Below are 15639 nucleotides of genomic sequence, written 5' to 3'. Positions count from 1 at the left end.
GCTCTTGACGGGCGATCCATCACGTAACAATTGCAGTTACATGAAAAGGGATTCTCGTCTGTCCAACATTCTCCACGCTCTGCTGCACATGGCCGAGCATGAGACACGCACCGGCTCGCCGATGACCTCGGACCAGTTGGCGGTCTGCCTTTCGACCAATCCCGTGGTGGTGCGCCGAACCATGGCCGGCCTGCGCGAGCAGGAATTGGTGGCGTCGGAAAAGGGACATGGCGGCGGCTGGCGTCTGTCGCGACCGCTGGATCAGGTCACCCTGGGCCAGGTGAACGCGGCCCTCGGCGGCGCGGATCTGTTTCCGGCCGCTCCGCCTATCGAGGCCGACGGCTGCCTGGTCGAGGCGGCGGTCAACGACGCCTTGGCCGAGACCTACGCCGCCGCCCGCGCCCTTCTGATCGCGCGCCTGAACGACATAACCCTGGCCGATCTGGCGGCGGATTTCTCGCGCCGCATGGCCGAACATCCCAAGAGAGACCTCCTGCATGCCCACGCTCGAAAGTCCTGACGTCATGCCGCACGACGCCCTGATCATCGGCGGCTCCTATGCCGGCCTATCCGCAGCCATGCAGCTGGTCCGCGCGCGCCGCCGCGTTCTGGTCATCGACGACGGCCGGCCGCGCAATCGGTTCGCGGCTCGCGCCCATGGCGTCCTGACGAATGACGGGAAGCCCGGCGCTGAGATCACGGCGTCGGCTCGAGCCCAGGTCGCGGCCTATCCGACCGCTGCCTTCCGCATGGCGGAGGCGGTCGAAGTCGAACGGATCGATGGCGGTTTCTCGGTCGCCTTCGCTGACGGCACACGGACAAGCGGTCGCCGGCTGCTGCTGTCGCATGGGGTCGAGGACGTGCTGGTCGACATCCCGGGGGTGAAGGAACGCTGGGGCCGCACCGCCCTGCACTGTCCCTGGTGCCACGGCTATGAGATCGGCGGCGGCCCCATCGGCGTGCTGGGGCGCGGCGATCACGCGGTCCCGTATGCGGCGACGGTCGCCGAATGGGGCCAGGTCACCCTGTTCATGGATCTCGACGTGGGCCTGTCGCCCGAGGACGCCCATCTGCTGGATCGACGCGGGGTCACCATCGAGGCCACGCCCATCGCGCGGCTGGAGGGCGAGGCGCCTGACCTGAGCGGCGCGCGGCTGACCGACGGACGGTTCGTCGGCCTGAAGGCCATCTTCGTCGGCGCCAATGTGCGCGTCGCCAGCCCCTTCGCCGAGCGGCTGGGCTGCGAGATGACCGACACCCCGATTGGGCGAGTGATCAAGGTGGACGCCATGCAGCAGACGACCCAGCCGGGCGTCTTCGCCGCCGGCGACTTGGCGCGCGCCGCCTCCAACATCACCCTGGCGACCTCGGATGGCATGATCGCCGCCCACGCCCTGTTCAGGTCCCTGGTCGAGGAAGAGACGGCGGTCGCCGCCTAGCCGATCGTCGCCTCGACCGTGATGGTCGCGCGGACCGAATGGGCCATTTCGCAATGGTCGTGGGCCTGGTGGTGCAGGGCGTCGATCTCGGCCTGATCGGGTTCGCGGCCGGTGAAGCTGGTAAAGGGGCGCAGCGTCACCTCGGCGAGGTAGCGCTTGCCGTTCTCGTCCTTGCCCATCTTGCCCGACGCTTCGTCAACATAGGTGTCGACCACCAGGCCGGCGTTGGCGGCGAAGGCCAGGAACCACAGCATGTGACAGCTGGACAGGGAGGCGATCATCGCCTCTTCTGGATCGACGCCGCCCGGATCGGACATCGGCACGGGCACGCTGGAGGGCGCCGACGACCCCGGCACCACCGCCCCGCCGTCGAAGCTCCAGGAATGGGCCCGGCTGTAGCCCTTGTCCAGAAAGGGCTGGTCGCCGCGGTTCCAGACGACCTTGGCTTCATAGACCCCCATTACGCCCTCCAGAAGCCGACGATCTTCTTGACCTCGTCCACCACGGGATCGGCGACCTCGGCGGCGCGTTCGGCGCCGGCCTTCAGCACACGGTCGATCTCGGCCGGATCGTCCATCAGACGGCGCATCTCGGCCGTCACGGGCGCCAGCGACGACACCGCCAGATCCGCCAACGCCGGCTTGAAGGCGCCGAAGCCCTGGCCGCCGAACTGTGCGATCACCTGTTCGCGGGTCAGGCCCGCCAACGCCGCATAGATGGCGACCAGATTCTTGGCCTCGGGCCGTTCGTTCAGGCCCTCCAGGGTTTCCGGCAACGGCTCGGGATCGGTCTTGGCCTTCTTGATCTTGGAGGCGATCGTGTCGGCGTCGTCGGTCAGGTTGATGCGGCTGTTGTCGGACGGATCCGACTTGGACATCTTGGCCGCCCCGTCGCGCAGGGACATGACGCGGGTCGCCGGTCCCTGGATGATCGGCTCGGGTACGGGGAAGAAGCCGGGAACGCCGAAGTCGTTGTTGAACTTGGCGGCGATGTCGCGGGTCAGCTCCAGATGCTGCTTCTGGTCCTCGCCGACCGGCACTTCGGTGGCCTTGTACAGCAGGATGTCGGCCGCCTGGAGCACGGGATAGGTGTAGAGGCCGACCGACGAGCGTTCCTTGTGCTTGCCCGACTTCTCCTTGAACTGGGTCATCCGGTCGAGCCAGCCGAGGCGGGCGACGCAGTTGAAGATCCAGGCCAGTTCCGCATGGGCGCGTACGGCCGACTGCGGGAAGATGGTCGCCTTTTCCGGATCCAGGCCCGAGGCCAGATAGGCGGCGGCGATCTCGCGCGTCTGGGCGGTCAGTTTGGCGGGATCCTGCCACACGGTGATGGCGTGCATGTCGGCGACGAAGACATAGACCGGCGCGCCCTGGTCCTGCAGTTCCACGAACCGCTTCAGGGCGCCGAGGTAGTTGCCCAGGTGCAATGCGCCTGAGGCCTGGATGCCGGACAGGATGCGGCGCGGGCCGTCATAGGTCGCAACGGCGGGGGTTTGGTCGGTCATGGGATCGGGTCTCGGAAGGTCGAAAGGCAGGCGTGGCGAGGCAGGCGGCGGTTCAGCCGCGCCATCGCAGGTCATGGATCAGGCCCGAGGTCGTCATGGCCTCGCGCTTATCGGTTCGCCGCCTGTCAGTCCAGACCGGAGACCGCGCCGCCACCGGGCTCGCGCTTCAGCGTGGCCTTCAGTTCCGAGATCGTGACGGCCCGGAACGCCAGCAGGCAGAAGCCGTAAAGCCCGGCCCCGGCGCCGCAGACCACCAGGACGGCGATTTCCTTGGCCAGGAACAGGCGGCTAAGCTGCGGATAGAAGACGTCGGCGGCGAACAGCAGGGCGGCCATCATGGCGCTGGCGGCGATCACGCGGGCGATGCGCGACAAAAAGGCCGGCGACGGCCGCCAGCTGTTCTCGCGGATCAGGACCCCGCCCAAAAGGGCGACATTCACCCAGGCCGAGGTGCTGGTGGCGATGGCCAGGCCCAGCACCCCGTCCCAACCTTGACGGCGTAACCAGAAGAACAGGGCCGAGCCCAGGATGACGGTGATGACCACGCTGGCCACGGCGAAGATCATCGGACGGCGCGTGTCTTGGCGCGCGAAGAAGGGCGGGGTCAGAACCTTGGCCAGGACGAAGGCCGGCACGCCCCAGGCGAACTGACGCAAAACGTCGGCTGTGCGGGCGGCGTCGGCCGAGGTGAAGGCGCCGCGCGTTACGGTCGCGTCGATGATGAAGAAGGGAATGACGAACAGGGCCACGGCCGCCGGCAGGGTGAAGGCCATGGCCAGGTTGATGCCGTCGTCCAGCGTCTTCTGCCCGCCCTCGTGATCGCCGTCGACGAACGCCTTGGTCAGGCGCGGCACCAGGGCCAGGCCGATAGCGACCCCCACCAGGCCCAGCGGCAGTTGATAAAGGCGGTCGGCGTTATACAGCACCGAGCGCGCGCCTTCGTCCGAGCCGGTCAGAAACTGCGACACCAGAGAGTTGATCTGCAGCGCCCCCCCCGCCAGGGCGCCGGGCACGGCCAGCGCCAGGGTATGACGCACATTCGGCGTGATGCGCGGCAGGCCGATCTTCAGCCGAACGCCGAGACGCCGCACGCCCCACCACAAGAGACCGGCCTGGATCAGGCCCGACACCGTCACCGCCGCCGTCACCATCAGCAGCACCGTCTCCTGCGGGATCGGCAGGATCAGTGGCGGCATCAGGGCGGCCAGGGTGCACAGGTTCAGGAACACCGGCACGGCCGCCGACAGGGCGAACCGACCGCCCGTGTTCAGCACGCCCGACAGCAGCGAGGCCACGGTCATGCAGGCCAGATAAGGCATGGCGAGTTGGGTTGCGATCACGGCGGCGCGCAGCACCATCGGCTGGTCGCGATAGGCCGACAGCAGCCACGGCATGATCCAGGGCATCACGACCTGCAGCAGGATGCAGAAGCCCGCGACCACGGCCAGCATGAAGCTGAGCGCCTCGGACGCCGTGACGGCGGCCGCTTCCTCACCCTCGCGCGCCCGAACCCCGCCATAGACCGGCACGAAGGCCTGGGCGAAGGCGCCCTCGGCGAACAGGCGGCGGAACATGTTGGGCAGCATCAACGCCGTGGTGAAGGCGTCCATCATCGGCCCCTGGCCGAAGCGCGCCGCCAGCGCCATGTCGCGCACGAAGCCGAGAATTCGACTGCCCAGCGTCAGGGTCGACTGCACCAGGGTGTTTCGGGCGAGGCTCATGCGGACATTCGACAGGGCGCGGAGGAAGGTTGTCGCTTAGCGCGCTTGTTCGCCGGGCGATACGGGCTTTGCGCGCGGGCTGCGGCGGCCCAGGTCGGAGACGTCGCGCGCGCTGGCGCGGGCCGAGGCGACCTTGCGTCCGGCGGGCGCGGGCGCGCGGCTGTCCAGCACGGCTTCAAGCGCGGTGCGCAGTTCGGCGATCCGCTGTTCCGAGGTGATCTTCCGCCCTTTGCGATCCACGACGTAAAAACTGTCTACCGCCCGCTCGCCATAGCTGGCGACGTGGGCGGAGCGGATGCTCAGGCCTTCGTCGTTGAACACTCGCGACAGGTCCGCAAGAAGGCCCGGCCGGTCGGCGCAGGACACCTCGACCACGGTGGCGACCTCGCTGGCGTGGTGATCGACCATGACCACGGGCCGGACCTCGAAGGCCGCCTTGCGCGCATTGCCGGCCGGATCAGGCGCTCGGCCGATGTGGCCCTCGCCCCGCGCAGCCTTTTCGAGCGCCTCGACAAGCGCCTTCAGCCGGCGCGGTTCGGCCTGGCCATAGGGCAGGCCCGCCCCGTCCTGAACACGAAACACGTCCAGAACGACGCCGTCCTCGGTCGCCACGCGGGCGTCGGTCACGTCGGCCCCTAGCGCGGCCATGGTCTGGGCCAGGTCGGCGAACAGGCCCGGCCGGTCGGCCGCGGCGATGGAGATTTCGGTGGTCTGGACCGTCAGCCCCTGCACCGGCGCGGTTGGCGCGCTCTCGGCCGCCGCGCCCGTCTCGCGCGCCCGCTGGACCAGGGCCGGATGCGCCGCCAGCGGATCCTCGCGCGTCACGTCCTCGCCCCGGAACAGGGCGGCGACCTGGTTGTAAAGGGTGCGCATCAGCTGACCCTTCCAGCCGTTCCACACGCCCGGCCCCACGGCCCGAATATCGGCGACGGTCAGGACCAGCAGCATCCGCAGCCGCTCGGGATCACCGACCAGTTCGGCGAAGGCGCGGATCGTCGCCGGGTCCGACAGATCGCGCTTCTGGGCGTAGTCCGACAGCGCCAGATGGCTGCGCACCAGCCAGACCACCAGTTCGATCCGGCGCGGATCGACGCCCAGCCGCTCACAGGCCCGACGCGCGGCGATGGCCCCGTCCTCCAGCTGCCCCCGCTCGCCACCCTTGCCCACGTCGTGCAACAGCATGCCCAGCATCAGGGCTTCCATGTCCGAGATCAGATGCACGATCTCGCTGGCCATCGGGTGGTCGGTCTTCAGCTTGCCGCGCGCGATGTCGTTGATGATGCCGATGGCCTGAAGCGTGTGCTCGTCGACCGTATAGGCGTGGTACATGTTGAACTGGGTCTGGCCGACGATGCGCCCCCATTCGGGCAGGAACCGGCCCAGCAGGCCCGTCTCGTTCATGATGGTCAGGACGCGATAGGGCCTCTGCCCATGCGCCAGAATGTCCAGAAAGGCCCGCGTCGCCGCCGGATCGCGCCTTAGCCGGGGCGTCACCAGCGACAGCGACCGCGTCACCGCCGAAAAGGCGTCCGGATGCAGATCCAGGTCGTGCTTGTCGGCGCAGACGAACAGGGTCAGCAGCTTGACCGGATCGGCGGCGAACACCTCCGGCCCTCCGACCGACAGACGGCCCTGGTCGATCCAGAACCCCTCGACCTCCAGCTTGCGCCGGGGGGCGGGCCGAAACGGCGCCATCAGACGCGACAGGCCGTGCGCTGTCTTCTGGTGGCGCGCCTCCAGCTTGGCCGACATGGCGCGGGTCAGGGCGCCGACGTCGCGGGCCACCAGAAAGTATCGCCGCATGAACCGCTCGACCGCCGGTTCGTCGCCACGCCCGCGCCAGCCCATGCGCCGGGCGACCTCGGGCTGCATGTCGAACGTCAACTTTTCTTCGGCGCGGCCCGCGATCAGATGCAGATGGATGCGGACCCGCCACAGGAAGTCGAACGCCTCGTCCGACGTGCGGCGCTCGCGCGGGGTGAACAGTTCGTCCATCACCGTTGCGCCCAGCCGGCTTTCGGGCGCCAGGGACCGGGCGATCCAGTACAGGGTGTTCAGGTCGCGCAAGCCCCCCTTGCCGTCCTTGACGTTGGGTTCGACCTTGTAGCGGGTCGAGCCGGCCTTTTCGTGCCGGGCGGCACGCTCCTCCAGCTTGGCGGCGATGAAGGGGCGCGGATCGGATTTCGACACCATGTCGCGGAACCGGCCGATCATCAGCTGGGCCAGCGCCTCGTCCCCCGCCAGCGGACGGGCCTCCAGCAGGGTCGTCCGCACCGTCATGTCAGTGCGCGACAGGCTGAGACACTCCTCGACCGAGCGCACCGCCGACCCGACCTTGGCCCCCAGGTCCCACAGCACATAGAGAACGAACTGGATCACCTGCTCGCCGCGCGGTGTCGCCTTGGACGATCTCAAAAACAGCAGGTCCAGATCGGAATGCGGCGCCAGAACGCCTCGGCCGTAGCCCCCGACCGCGACCAGGGCCAGCCGTTCGGCCTCGACAGGCGAGGTCGGCCACAGGGTCTGGGTCGCCACCCGCCACAGGCCGGCCAGCATCTCGTCGGCGGCGGCGGCATAGAGACGGGCCACGTCACGCCCCTTCATGCCCCCGTCCAGCTTGCGCTCGGCCCGCGCGCGGGCGGCGTCATAGGTCTCGCGCAAAACGACAGAGACCGCCGCGCGCGGGTCTTCCGCGCGGGCGGCCTCGTCAAGGCGGTCATCCAGACTGGGCGAGGCGTTCATGTCAGCCGTCTATAGGCCCCATCCCACCGCACGTCAGTCAGGGATTGCGGACTACTCCGGGCGAACGCGCTTCTTGCGGAATGACGGGTTCAGCACTTGCTTGCGCAGACGGATGGACTTGGGCGTCACCTCGACCAGCTCGTCGTCGTCGATATAGGCGATGGCCTGTTCCAGCGACATCTGACGCGGCGGGGTCAGGCGAACGGCCTCGTCCTTGCCGGCGGCGCGGACGTTGGTCAGCTGCTTGCCCTTGATCGGGTTGACGTCCAGGTCGTCCCAGCGCGCGTTCTCGCCGATGATCATGCCCTGATAGGTCTTCTCGCCCGCGCCGACGAACATGACGCCGCGGTCTTCCAGGTTCCAAAGGGCGAAGGCGGCGGTTTCACCGTCCGAGTTCGAGATCAGAACGCCCTTCAGACGGCCAGCGATGGCGCCCTTGTGCGGCTCATAGTGGCTGAACACGCGGTTCAGCACGCCCGAACCGCGCGTGTCGGTCAGGAACTCGCCCTGATAGCCGATCAGGGCGCGCGACGGCGCCTTCAGGCTGATGCGGGTCTTACCGGCGCCCGACGGGCCCATGTCGGCCAGCTCGGCCTTGCGGGCCGACAGCTTTTCGATGACCACGCCGGTGAACTCGTCGTCCACGTCGATCATGACGTCTTCGATCGGCTCCAGCTTCTCGCCGTTCTCGCCTTCCTTGAACACGACGCGCGGACGCGAAATCGAAACCTCGAAGCCTTCGCGGCGCATGTTCTCGATCAGAACGCCCAGCTGCAGTTCGCCGCGGCCCGCGACTTCATAGGCGTCGCCGCCTTCGGTCGTGGTCACGCGGATGGCGACGTTGGCCTCGGCTTCCTTCAGCAGGCGGTCGCGGATGACGCGCGACTGGACCTTGTCGCCTTCACGGCCGGCCAGGGGGCTGTCGTTGACCGACACGGTCATGGAGATGGTCGGCGGATCGATCGGCTGGGCGTCCAGCGGCTCGGTCACTTCCATGGCGCACAGGGTGTCGGCCACGGTCGCCTTGGACATGCCGGCGATGGCGACGATGTCGCCCGCTTCCGAACCCTCATCCAGCGGCTGGCGCTTCAGGCCGCGGAAGGCCAGCACCTTGGTGATGCGGCCGCGTTCGATTTCCTTGCCTTCACGGTCCAGGGCGTGGATCGCCATGCCGGGAACGGCCTTGCCGCTTTCGATGCGGCCGGTCAGCAGGCGGCCCAGGAACGGATCGCTTTCGATCAGCACGTCCAGCATGCGGAACGGCTTGTCCTTGTTGGCCTGGACGGCGGGCGGCGGGACGTGGTCGACAATCAGGTCGAACAGCGGGGCCAGATTGTCGTTGGGCTGGTTCAGGTCCAGCGTCGCCCAGCCGTTGCGGCCCGAGGCGTAGATGTGCGGGAAGTCCAGCTGCTCGTCCGTCGCGCCGATGGCGGCGAACAGGTCGAAGGTCTCGTTGTGGACGCGGTCCGGATCGGCGTGGGCGCGGTCGACCTTGTTGATGCACAGGATCGGGCGCAGGCCCATCTTCAGCGCCTTGGTCAGCACGAACTTGGTCTGGGGCATGACGCCCTCTTCGGCGTCGACCAGGATGACGCAGCCGTCCACCATGCCCAGGATGCGCTCGACCTCGCCGCCGAAGTCGGCGTGCCCGGGGGTGTCGATGATGTTGATGCGGGTTTCGCCCGCCTTGCCGTTCCAGAGCACCGAGGTGCACTTGGCCAGGATGGTGATGCCGCGCTCTTTTTCCTGGTCGTTGGAGTCCATGGCGCGCTCGGTCGTCGCCTCATTGGCTCGGAACACGCCGGATTGGGCGAGCAGTTGGTCAACCAGGGTCGTTTTGCCGTGGTCAACGTGGGCGATGATGGCGACGTTGCGCAGGTTCATTTGAGTATCGCGAAAAGGCGCGGCCGGCATACGGGCGGCCGCTGGTCATGAAAAGGCATGCGGGAGGCGCGCGCCTCTTACAGGCATGTGGACAGAAAGACCAGAGCGGGCGTTCGTCGCGCCGATCGCCGCCTTACCGATATTTCATCCCAGACGCCGCATCCGACGCCGCCGACGGACGCCTCTTTCCCACGACGGGCCTGGCGCAGGTCCATTCCGAAGGGGAGATGATTATGGGTTTGATGATCGCAGCCGCGCTTGCCGCCGCCCTGGCCGTGGGCGAGGCGCCGGACATGCATGTGAACGCCGAGGGGCTGAACATGGCCCGACCCGGCGAGGCGATGATCTTGGCCAGCCGCATCCGCGCTGCCAGCCATGACTGGTGCGCCGTTCATCGCGCGGTTCTGACGCCTGACAGTCTTGGCGACGCCAGCGTCTGCGAGCGTGAAATGAGACGCCGGGCCTATATCGCCCTGCCCCGTCCCCAACGCATGCATTTCGTGCGTGCGGGCGGACAGACCGCCCTCAATCGGCGCTAGAGCGGCCGCAGCATATAGCGGGCGTCGGCGCCGTAGCTGGCCAGTTTGGCCGCCATGGCCTCGGCGGGTTGTTCGACGAAACCGTGGTGCGACCAGAAGCCGACGGCGTCATTGACCGCGATCAGGGCGATGGCGGGCCAACCGTCCTCCGTCGCCTGTTCGGCCAGCCGCTCGACGATGGGGCCGGTCACGCCCCCGCCTCGCGCCTCGGGGTGCAGGGCCAGATCGTGCAGATAGATCAGGTCCGGCTGGGCCGGCAGGCCCTCGATCACCGTATTCAGCGGCGGCGCGCTCTCGGTCTTCCACGGATAGGCGATCAGATAGCCCCGCGCGGCGCCCTCGCCCTCCACCAGCACAAAACAGCCGCGCGGATAGAGCGCCAGCCGGTTCTGGAAACAGGCCCGATCCTCGAAATGGTCGGGAAACGACAGCCGCGCCACCTCCACCACCGCATCAATGTCCGTCGGCCGCATGGGTCGCCATTGCCGGATCATCAGTTCACCTTTGCCGGATCGACGGGCGCAGCCGGCAGGGCCGAGACCGGCACCCCGTCGTCCTTCAGCTTTCGGACCTCGGCGGGCGTGGCCTCGCCATAGATTTCGCGCTTCTCGGACCGGCCCTCGTGAATGTCGCGCGCCTCGCGGGCGAACGCATCGCCGACATAGTCGAAGTTGGCCTCGACATGGGCGCGGACCTCGCGAGCGGCGGCCATCATCATCGTCTGCATCTTGGCGGCGACGTCAGAGGCGGGATCGGCCTTGCGGGCGCCGCTGACCGCCGGAGCCATGATCGCCTTTTCGACCGCGTGCGAACCGCAGAACGGGCATTCCACCAGCCCCCGCGCCGCCTGATCGTCATAGTCGGTCGAGGAGCCGAACCAGGCTTCGAAGGCGTGGGCCTGGTCGCATTTCAGGGCGTAGCGGATCATGGGGGGTCAGGTGGCGGGCAGGAAATCGCGATCGTGGGTCAGGCTGGGCACGGCGGCGCGCGCCCTGGCCACGGCCTCCATGTCCAGTTTCGCACGCACGATGCAAGGCTCGTCGTGATCCGCCTTGGCGATGATCTCACCCCACGGGCCGACGACGGTGGATCGCCCCCAGGTGCGGCGACCGTCCTCGTGCAGTCCGCCCTGCGCTGGGGCCAGGACGAAGGCCCCCGTCTCGATGGCGCGGGCGCGTAGCAGGGTTTCCCAATGCGCCTCGCCTGTCGGGGCGGTGAAGGCGGCCGGGACAGCGATCATCGACGCCCCGGCCTTGGCCAGCTGGCGATGCAGGTGGGGAAAGCGGATGTCGTAGCAGATGGTCAGGCCCAGCCGGCCCCAGGGCGTGTCCGCTACCGACGCCCCGTCGCCGGGCCTCACCGTCGCGCTTTCGCGATAGGTCTCGCCATTGGGCAGGTTCACATCGAAGACATGCAGCTTGTCGTATCGGGCCACGATCCCGCCCGACGCATCGATCAGCAGCGACCGATTGGCGGCGCGGCCATCTCCCGCCTGGCCAGACCGGACGATTGCCGAACCGATCAGAAGCCAGACGCCCAGTTCCGCCGCCAGACGACGCAGACCCAGAACGGCGACGTCCTCGTCCTCGGTCGTAATCGCCACATCGCGCCGGGCCCGGCGCTGCTCCAGGACATTGGTCCCCTCGGGCGTCAAGATGAACTTCGCTCCGCCCGACGCCGCCTCGCGGATCAGGGGCTCGATATGGGCCAGCGCCTCTCGCGCCGTCGCCGGCGTGCGCGTCTGGATCAGGGCGATGTCGAGCCCGCTGCTCATGGATCAGGCGTCCAGAAGTCCGTCCAGCTTGCCGTCGCGATCCAGCGCGTGGATGTCGTCGGAGCCGCCGACGTGCTGGCCGCCGATGAAGATCTGCGGGAAGGTCATGCGGCCGCCCGACTTCTCGACCATCTCGGCCTTCTTGTCGGGATCGTTGGAGGCGACGATCTCGGTATAGTCCACGCCCTTCTTCTTCAGCAGCGACATGGCGCTGAAGCAGTAGGGGCAGCCAGGCTTGGTGTAGATGACGACGTCGGCCAAAATCAGATCTCCAGAAGTGAGGGCGCCCTAAAGCAGCGAGCCGCCGCGCGACGAGCGATAGGGCCTACATAATAAGTTCACGGGCGTTTCGCACCCGCGCGATGACGGCGAGATCCACGGCGCGCGCTCCGGCGTCGATCAGGGCGCGCGCGCAGGCCTCTCCGGTCGCGCCCGTGGTCAACACATCGTCGATCAGAAGGATGCGTCGTCCCCGGATCCGACGCCGGCCCGCCTCGGTCACGGCAAAGGCCTTCTTGACGTTCAGCCGCCGCCCGCGCTGGCTCTTGCCGCCCTGGCTGGTCGTGTGGGTCGTGCGGACTAGGGCGTCGGGCAAATAGTCGCGGCCGGCGTGCCGGGCCAGCGGCCGGGCGATTTCGGCCGCCTGATTGAACCGTCGCGACAACAAGCGAAAACGATGCAGCGGCACGGGCAGGATCACGTCCGCGTCTTCGACCAGATCGGCGGCGGCGCGTTCGATCCAGCGCGCGAACAGCGGAGCGAACTGCTGCTGGTCCCCGTGCTTGAACCTCAGGATCAGACCGCGCGACGCCTCATCATACAGGCAGGCCGCCCGCGCCCGCTCAAACGCATAGGGCTTGGCGATACAGGCGGCGCAGCGATCCTGGGCGAAGGCGCCGCCGTCAAAGTCGAAGGCCGCTCCGCAGCCGTCGCAGACCGGCGCCTCCAGAAATTTGATCCGGCTCCAGGCGTCGGGCGTCAGGCCGGCCGCAGCCGTCGCCTCACGGCTGTCGTGCGCCATCGGCGGCAGGATCAGATCGGCCAGTCCCCGCCCCGCTCCTCGCAAGTGACGGCCCGCCCCTTCCCAGGCGCGTCGCCAGCCCCCATCCTGTGCGTCCATGACCGCCCCCCAATCCCCCTCCGACGGCCCCCCGCGCATCTTCGACGCCATTCGACGCCAAGCGCGGCTTGTGCGGTCCGCCGCCCGGTTCCCCCAAGCCGACTTCCTGCACGCCCGCGCCGCCGCCAACGCCGCCGAGAGCCTGGAAGCCATACTGCGCGATTTTCCCGTTGTGGTCGATCTGTCCGCCCATCCAGGCGTGTTCGATGCGGCGGTCCGGTCCAGCGACGCCGCTGAACGCGTCGGTCCCATCCAGACGCCCGTCTCCCTGGCCCAGCGCGCAGCGCCGGGTGCGGAGGCGCTGCCGCTGGCCGACGCCTCGACCGATCTGATCGTTTCCCTTTTGACCCTTCACTGGGCCAACGACCTGCCCGGCGCCCTGGCCCAGATCCGGCGCGCGTTGAAACCGGACGGCCTGTTCATCGGCACGCTGTTCGGCGCGGGCACGCTGAAAGAGCTTCGCGCCGTCCTGACCGAGGTCGAACTGGAAGAGCGCGGCGGCGCCCAGGCGCGGGTTTCGCCCTTCGCTGACGGCTATGACGGGGCGGCCCTCTTGCAGCGCGCCGGGTTCGCCCTGCCGGTATCGGACGTGGACCGCTTCACTGTCCGCTACGCCGACCTGTTCGCCCTGATCCGCGACCTGCGCGCCATGGGCGAGACCAATGTGCTGTACGGGCCCGTTCGACCCTTAAGCCGCCGCTTCGTGGCGCGCGCCGCCGCCCTCTATGCCGAGCGCTACGGTCTCGACGACGGCCGCATCCCGGCGACGTTCGAGATCATCCATCTGGCCGGCTGGAAACCCCACGACAGCCAGCAAAAGCCCCTGCCGCGCGGCTCGGCCAAGACGCGGCTGGCCGATGCGCTGGGCGTCAAGGAAATGACGGGCGAAGAGCCGGACTAGCTGATCGCGGCCTGTATGGCGGCGCTCAGCTTGTTCACCGTGGCGGCCAGGCCGCCATTCTGGCTGTTCGCCAAGGCGCTGATCGAGGTCACGATCGCCAGGAAGATCAGGGCGCAGAGCAGCCCGTATTCAATGGCTGTGGCCCCGCTCTCATTGCGCAGGAACCGGCCGATAAGACGTCGCATGGCCGGCCTCCCTGGTCGGCGGTGGTCAGAGCAGGTCGCGCAACCAGGCGACCAGAGGTTCGTCCGCCGGCGGCATGGGATAGTCCGAAAGCTTGCTCGGCTTCACCCAGGCCAGGCCGTCGTGTTCACGCGCCGTGACCACGCCGTCCCACCGTCGGCACAGATACAATGGCATCAACAGGTGAAACGAATCGTAAGCGTGACTGGCGAAAACGAATGGCGACAGACAGTTTTCACTGACGTCGATGCCCAGCTCTTCCTTCAGCTCGCGGATCAGGGCCTGTTCAGGCCGCTCTCCAGGCTCGACCTTGCCGCCCGGAAACTCCCACAGCCCCGCCAGTTTCTTGCCCTCGGGACGCTTGGCGATCAGCACCCGCCCGTCCACGTCGATCAGGGCGACGGCGACGACCAGGACAGTGGGAAGCGACGCAGCGGTCACGAGCGATAGTCGCCGTTGATCTCGATGTAGCCCTTCGTCAGATCGCAGGTCCACACGGTCGCCGACGCCCGGCCCGAACCTACATCCACGGTGATGTCGATCTCGGGGTTCTTCATATAGGCGGTCATCTTGGCCTCGTCGTAGGTCGGGGACGGGGCGCCATCGACGGCGGCCTGATGAGGGCCGAACTTGATGGCCAAGCGGTCGCGATCGACCGGTTCCTCGGTCTTGCCCACCGCCATGACGACCCGGCCCCAGTTGGCGTCCTGACCGGCGATGGCGGTCTTGACCAGCGGACTGTCGGCGATGGACTTGGCCAGCTTGCGGGCCGAGGCGGGCGAGGCGGCGCCGTCCACCGTCACCTTGACGAACTTGGTCGCGCCTTCGCCGTCGCGCACCAACTGGTGCGCTAGGTCCAGCATGACCTTGTCCAGGGCGGCCGAGAAGCTCTTCAGGCGGCGATCGCCGACCCGCCCGATGCGCGGCGCGCCCGAGGTTCCGGTGGCGAACAGCAGGGCCGTGTCGTTGGTCGAGGTATCGCCGTCCACCGTCACGCTGTTGAAGGTGGTGCGCACATGCAGACCCAGCAGCGCCTGCAGCACGTTCGGATGGATGTCCGCATCGGTGACGATGAAGGCCAGCATGGTCGCCATGTCCGGCGCGATCATGCCCGATCCCTTGGCGATGCCGGCGATCCGGACCTTGTAGCCCTCGATCTCGGCCTCGGCGTAGGAGCCCTTGGGGAAGGTGTCGGTGGTCATGATGCCGCGACCGGCCCGGGCCCAGGCGTCCGCCTCCAGTCCGGTCTCGATCTCGGGCAGTTTGGCGACGATCTTCTTGTCGTCCAGCACCACGCCGATCACGCCGGTCGAGGCCAGCATGACGTCGCGTTGGCGACAGCCGAACCGTTTGGCGACCTCCGAGGCCGTGCGCCGCGCCGCGTCCGCGCCGGCCTTGCCGGTGAAGGCGTTGGCGCATCCGGCGTTGATCACCAGGGCGCGCACATCCTTGCCGCCCTCGGCCCCGGCCAGATGCTTCTTGCACCAGTCCACGGGCGCCGAGCCGATCTTGTGGCGGGTGAAGACCCCGGCGCAGCTGGTCCCGCGCGCGAACCGGAACACCACCAGGTCGTCGCGCTCGTGCTTGTAGAAGCCGGCGCGGGCGGTCGCGATCTCGACCCCGCCGATCGGCGGAATGGTCGGGAACGGCACGGCTAAGGGCGAGATGGCCAGACCCGGCTTGCCGGCGGCGGCCGGCGCAGGCGCGGCGGCCGGGGCCGCATCCGATCCCGGCGTGCGGGTGGCGCGCTTCAGCGCCGTGGCGAACGGGTCCAGCGCTTTTTCGAACGCATGCTCGATCTTCTGGCCGGTCGTGGAGGGAGGCTTGGTCAT

General features: G+C 68.2%; 17 protein-coding genes. 4 read left to right on the top strand and 13 right to left on the bottom strand.

All coding sequences use genetic code 11. From position 1 onward, the window contains the following. Positions 1-40 precede the first annotated feature (40 nt). Positions 41-520 carry an Rrf2 family transcriptional regulator gene (locus ABIC32_RS10170; RefSeq protein WP_354074073.1) on the top strand — a complete coding sequence of 160 codons (480 nt, stop codon included), beginning with the start codon at positions 41-43 and terminating at the stop codon, positions 518-520. Continuing rightward, positions 498-1439, top strand: coding sequence for an NAD(P)/FAD-dependent oxidoreductase (locus ABIC32_RS10165; protein ID WP_354074072.1), 942 nt, complete (start codon positions 498-500; stop codon positions 1437-1439). The genes ABIC32_RS10170 and ABIC32_RS10165 overlap by 23 nt, the downstream gene beginning before the upstream one ends. Here the strand turns inward: ABIC32_RS10165 and ABIC32_RS10160 are convergent. The 5 genes from ABIC32_RS10160 to typA all read right to left on the bottom strand — a co-directional run bounded on the left by ABIC32_RS10160 (position 1436) and on the right by typA (position 9290). Then, positions 1436-1900 (bottom strand): OsmC family protein, encoded by a 465-nt coding sequence (locus ABIC32_RS10160; RefSeq protein WP_354074071.1) that lies wholly within the window; start codon positions 1898-1900, stop codon positions 1436-1438. The genes ABIC32_RS10165 and ABIC32_RS10160 overlap by 4 nt on opposite strands. Beyond that, positions 1900-2943 carry a tryptophan--tRNA ligase gene (gene trpS / locus ABIC32_RS10155; protein ID WP_354074070.1) on the bottom strand — a complete coding sequence of 348 codons (1044 nt, stop codon included), beginning with the start codon at positions 2941-2943 and terminating at the stop codon, positions 1900-1902. The genes ABIC32_RS10160 and trpS overlap by 1 nt, the downstream gene beginning before the upstream one ends. A gap of 125 nt (positions 2944-3068) precedes the next feature. Continuing rightward, positions 3069-4664 carry a murein biosynthesis integral membrane protein MurJ gene (gene murJ / locus ABIC32_RS10150; RefSeq protein WP_354074069.1) on the bottom strand — a complete coding sequence of 532 codons (1596 nt, stop codon included), beginning with the start codon at positions 4662-4664 and terminating at the stop codon, positions 3069-3071. 36 nt (positions 4665-4700) lie between these two features. Next, a complete protein-coding gene (glnD, locus tag ABIC32_RS10145) occupies positions 4701-7406 on the bottom strand; it encodes a [protein-PII] uridylyltransferase (protein WP_354074068.1) in 2706 nt (901 codons plus the stop codon). A gap of 51 nt (positions 7407-7457) precedes the next feature. After that, positions 7458-9290 (bottom strand): translational GTPase TypA, encoded by a 1833-nt coding sequence (gene typA, locus ABIC32_RS10140; RefSeq protein ID WP_039246805.1) that lies wholly within the window; start codon positions 9288-9290, stop codon positions 7458-7460. A 233-nt stretch (positions 9291-9523) separates the two neighbouring features. Between typA and ABIC32_RS10135 the strand changes: the two genes are divergently transcribed. Beyond that, the gene (locus tag ABIC32_RS10135; RefSeq protein ID WP_354074067.1) at positions 9524-9829 is read left to right on the top strand and encodes a UrcA family protein; all 306 of its coding nucleotides are present in this window, start codon (positions 9524-9526) and stop codon (positions 9827-9829) included. Here ABIC32_RS10135 and ABIC32_RS10130 read toward each other — a convergent pair. The 5 genes from ABIC32_RS10130 to ABIC32_RS10110 all read right to left on the bottom strand — a co-directional run bounded on the left by ABIC32_RS10130 (position 9826) and on the right by ABIC32_RS10110 (position 12723). After that, positions 9826-10323, bottom strand: a complete 498-nt coding sequence (locus ABIC32_RS10130) for a GNAT family N-acetyltransferase (protein WP_354074066.1) — start codon at positions 10321-10323, stop codon at positions 9826-9828. The genes ABIC32_RS10135 and ABIC32_RS10130 overlap by 4 nt on opposite strands. Next, positions 10323-10757: a DUF1178 family protein gene (locus tag ABIC32_RS10125; protein WP_112863065.1), complete on the bottom strand. Its 435-nt coding sequence runs from the start codon at positions 10755-10757 to the stop codon at positions 10323-10325. Before ABIC32_RS10125 ends, ABIC32_RS10130 begins: the two co-directional genes overlap by 1 nt. 6 nt (positions 10758-10763) lie before the next feature. After that, complete coding sequence (locus ABIC32_RS10120) at positions 10764-11603, bottom strand: carbon-nitrogen hydrolase family protein (protein WP_354074065.1); 840 nt, start codon at positions 11601-11603, stop codon at positions 10764-10766. 3 nt (positions 11604-11606) lie between these two features. Then, positions 11607-11864, bottom strand: a complete 258-nt coding sequence (gene grxC, locus ABIC32_RS10115; RefSeq protein WP_354074064.1) for a glutaredoxin 3 — start codon at positions 11862-11864, stop codon at positions 11607-11609. Between the two features lie 64 nt (positions 11865-11928). Continuing rightward, positions 11929-12723, bottom strand: coding sequence for a ComF family protein (locus tag ABIC32_RS10110; RefSeq protein WP_354074063.1), 795 nt, complete (start codon positions 12721-12723; stop codon positions 11929-11931). Here ABIC32_RS10110 and ABIC32_RS10105 point away from each other — a divergent pair. Further along, positions 12722-13624 (top strand): class I SAM-dependent methyltransferase, encoded by a 903-nt coding sequence (locus ABIC32_RS10105; RefSeq protein ID WP_354074062.1) that lies wholly within the window; start codon positions 12722-12724, stop codon positions 13622-13624. The genes ABIC32_RS10110 and ABIC32_RS10105 overlap by 2 nt on opposite strands. Here ABIC32_RS10105 and ABIC32_RS10100 read toward each other — a convergent pair. From ABIC32_RS10100 to argJ, 3 genes are read right to left on the bottom strand one after another with little or no spacing between them, the layout of a single operon-like run. Next, positions 13621-13809 carry a Flp family type IVb pilin gene (locus ABIC32_RS10100; RefSeq protein WP_039246696.1) on the bottom strand — a complete coding sequence of 63 codons (189 nt, stop codon included), beginning with the start codon at positions 13807-13809 and terminating at the stop codon, positions 13621-13623. The genes ABIC32_RS10105 and ABIC32_RS10100 overlap by 4 nt on opposite strands. A gap of 25 nt (positions 13810-13834) precedes the next feature. After that, positions 13835-14248 carry a (deoxy)nucleoside triphosphate pyrophosphohydrolase gene (locus ABIC32_RS10095; protein ID WP_091751939.1) on the bottom strand — a complete coding sequence of 138 codons (414 nt, stop codon included), beginning with the start codon at positions 14246-14248 and terminating at the stop codon, positions 13835-13837. Further along, entirely contained in the window at positions 14245-15639 is a 1395-nt protein-coding gene (argJ, locus tag ABIC32_RS10090) for a bifunctional glutamate N-acetyltransferase/amino-acid acetyltransferase ArgJ (protein ID WP_354074061.1), read from the bottom strand. The genes ABIC32_RS10095 and argJ overlap by 4 nt, the downstream gene beginning before the upstream one ends.

Source organism: Brevundimonas sp. 1080 (genome assembly GCF_040545985.1).
In the GTDB taxonomy this organism is placed as follows: Bacteria; Pseudomonadota; Alphaproteobacteria; order Caulobacterales; family Caulobacteraceae; genus Brevundimonas.
The sequence above is the reverse complement of the archived record's forward strand: the minus strand, read 5'-3'. Positions and strand labels throughout refer to the sequence as shown.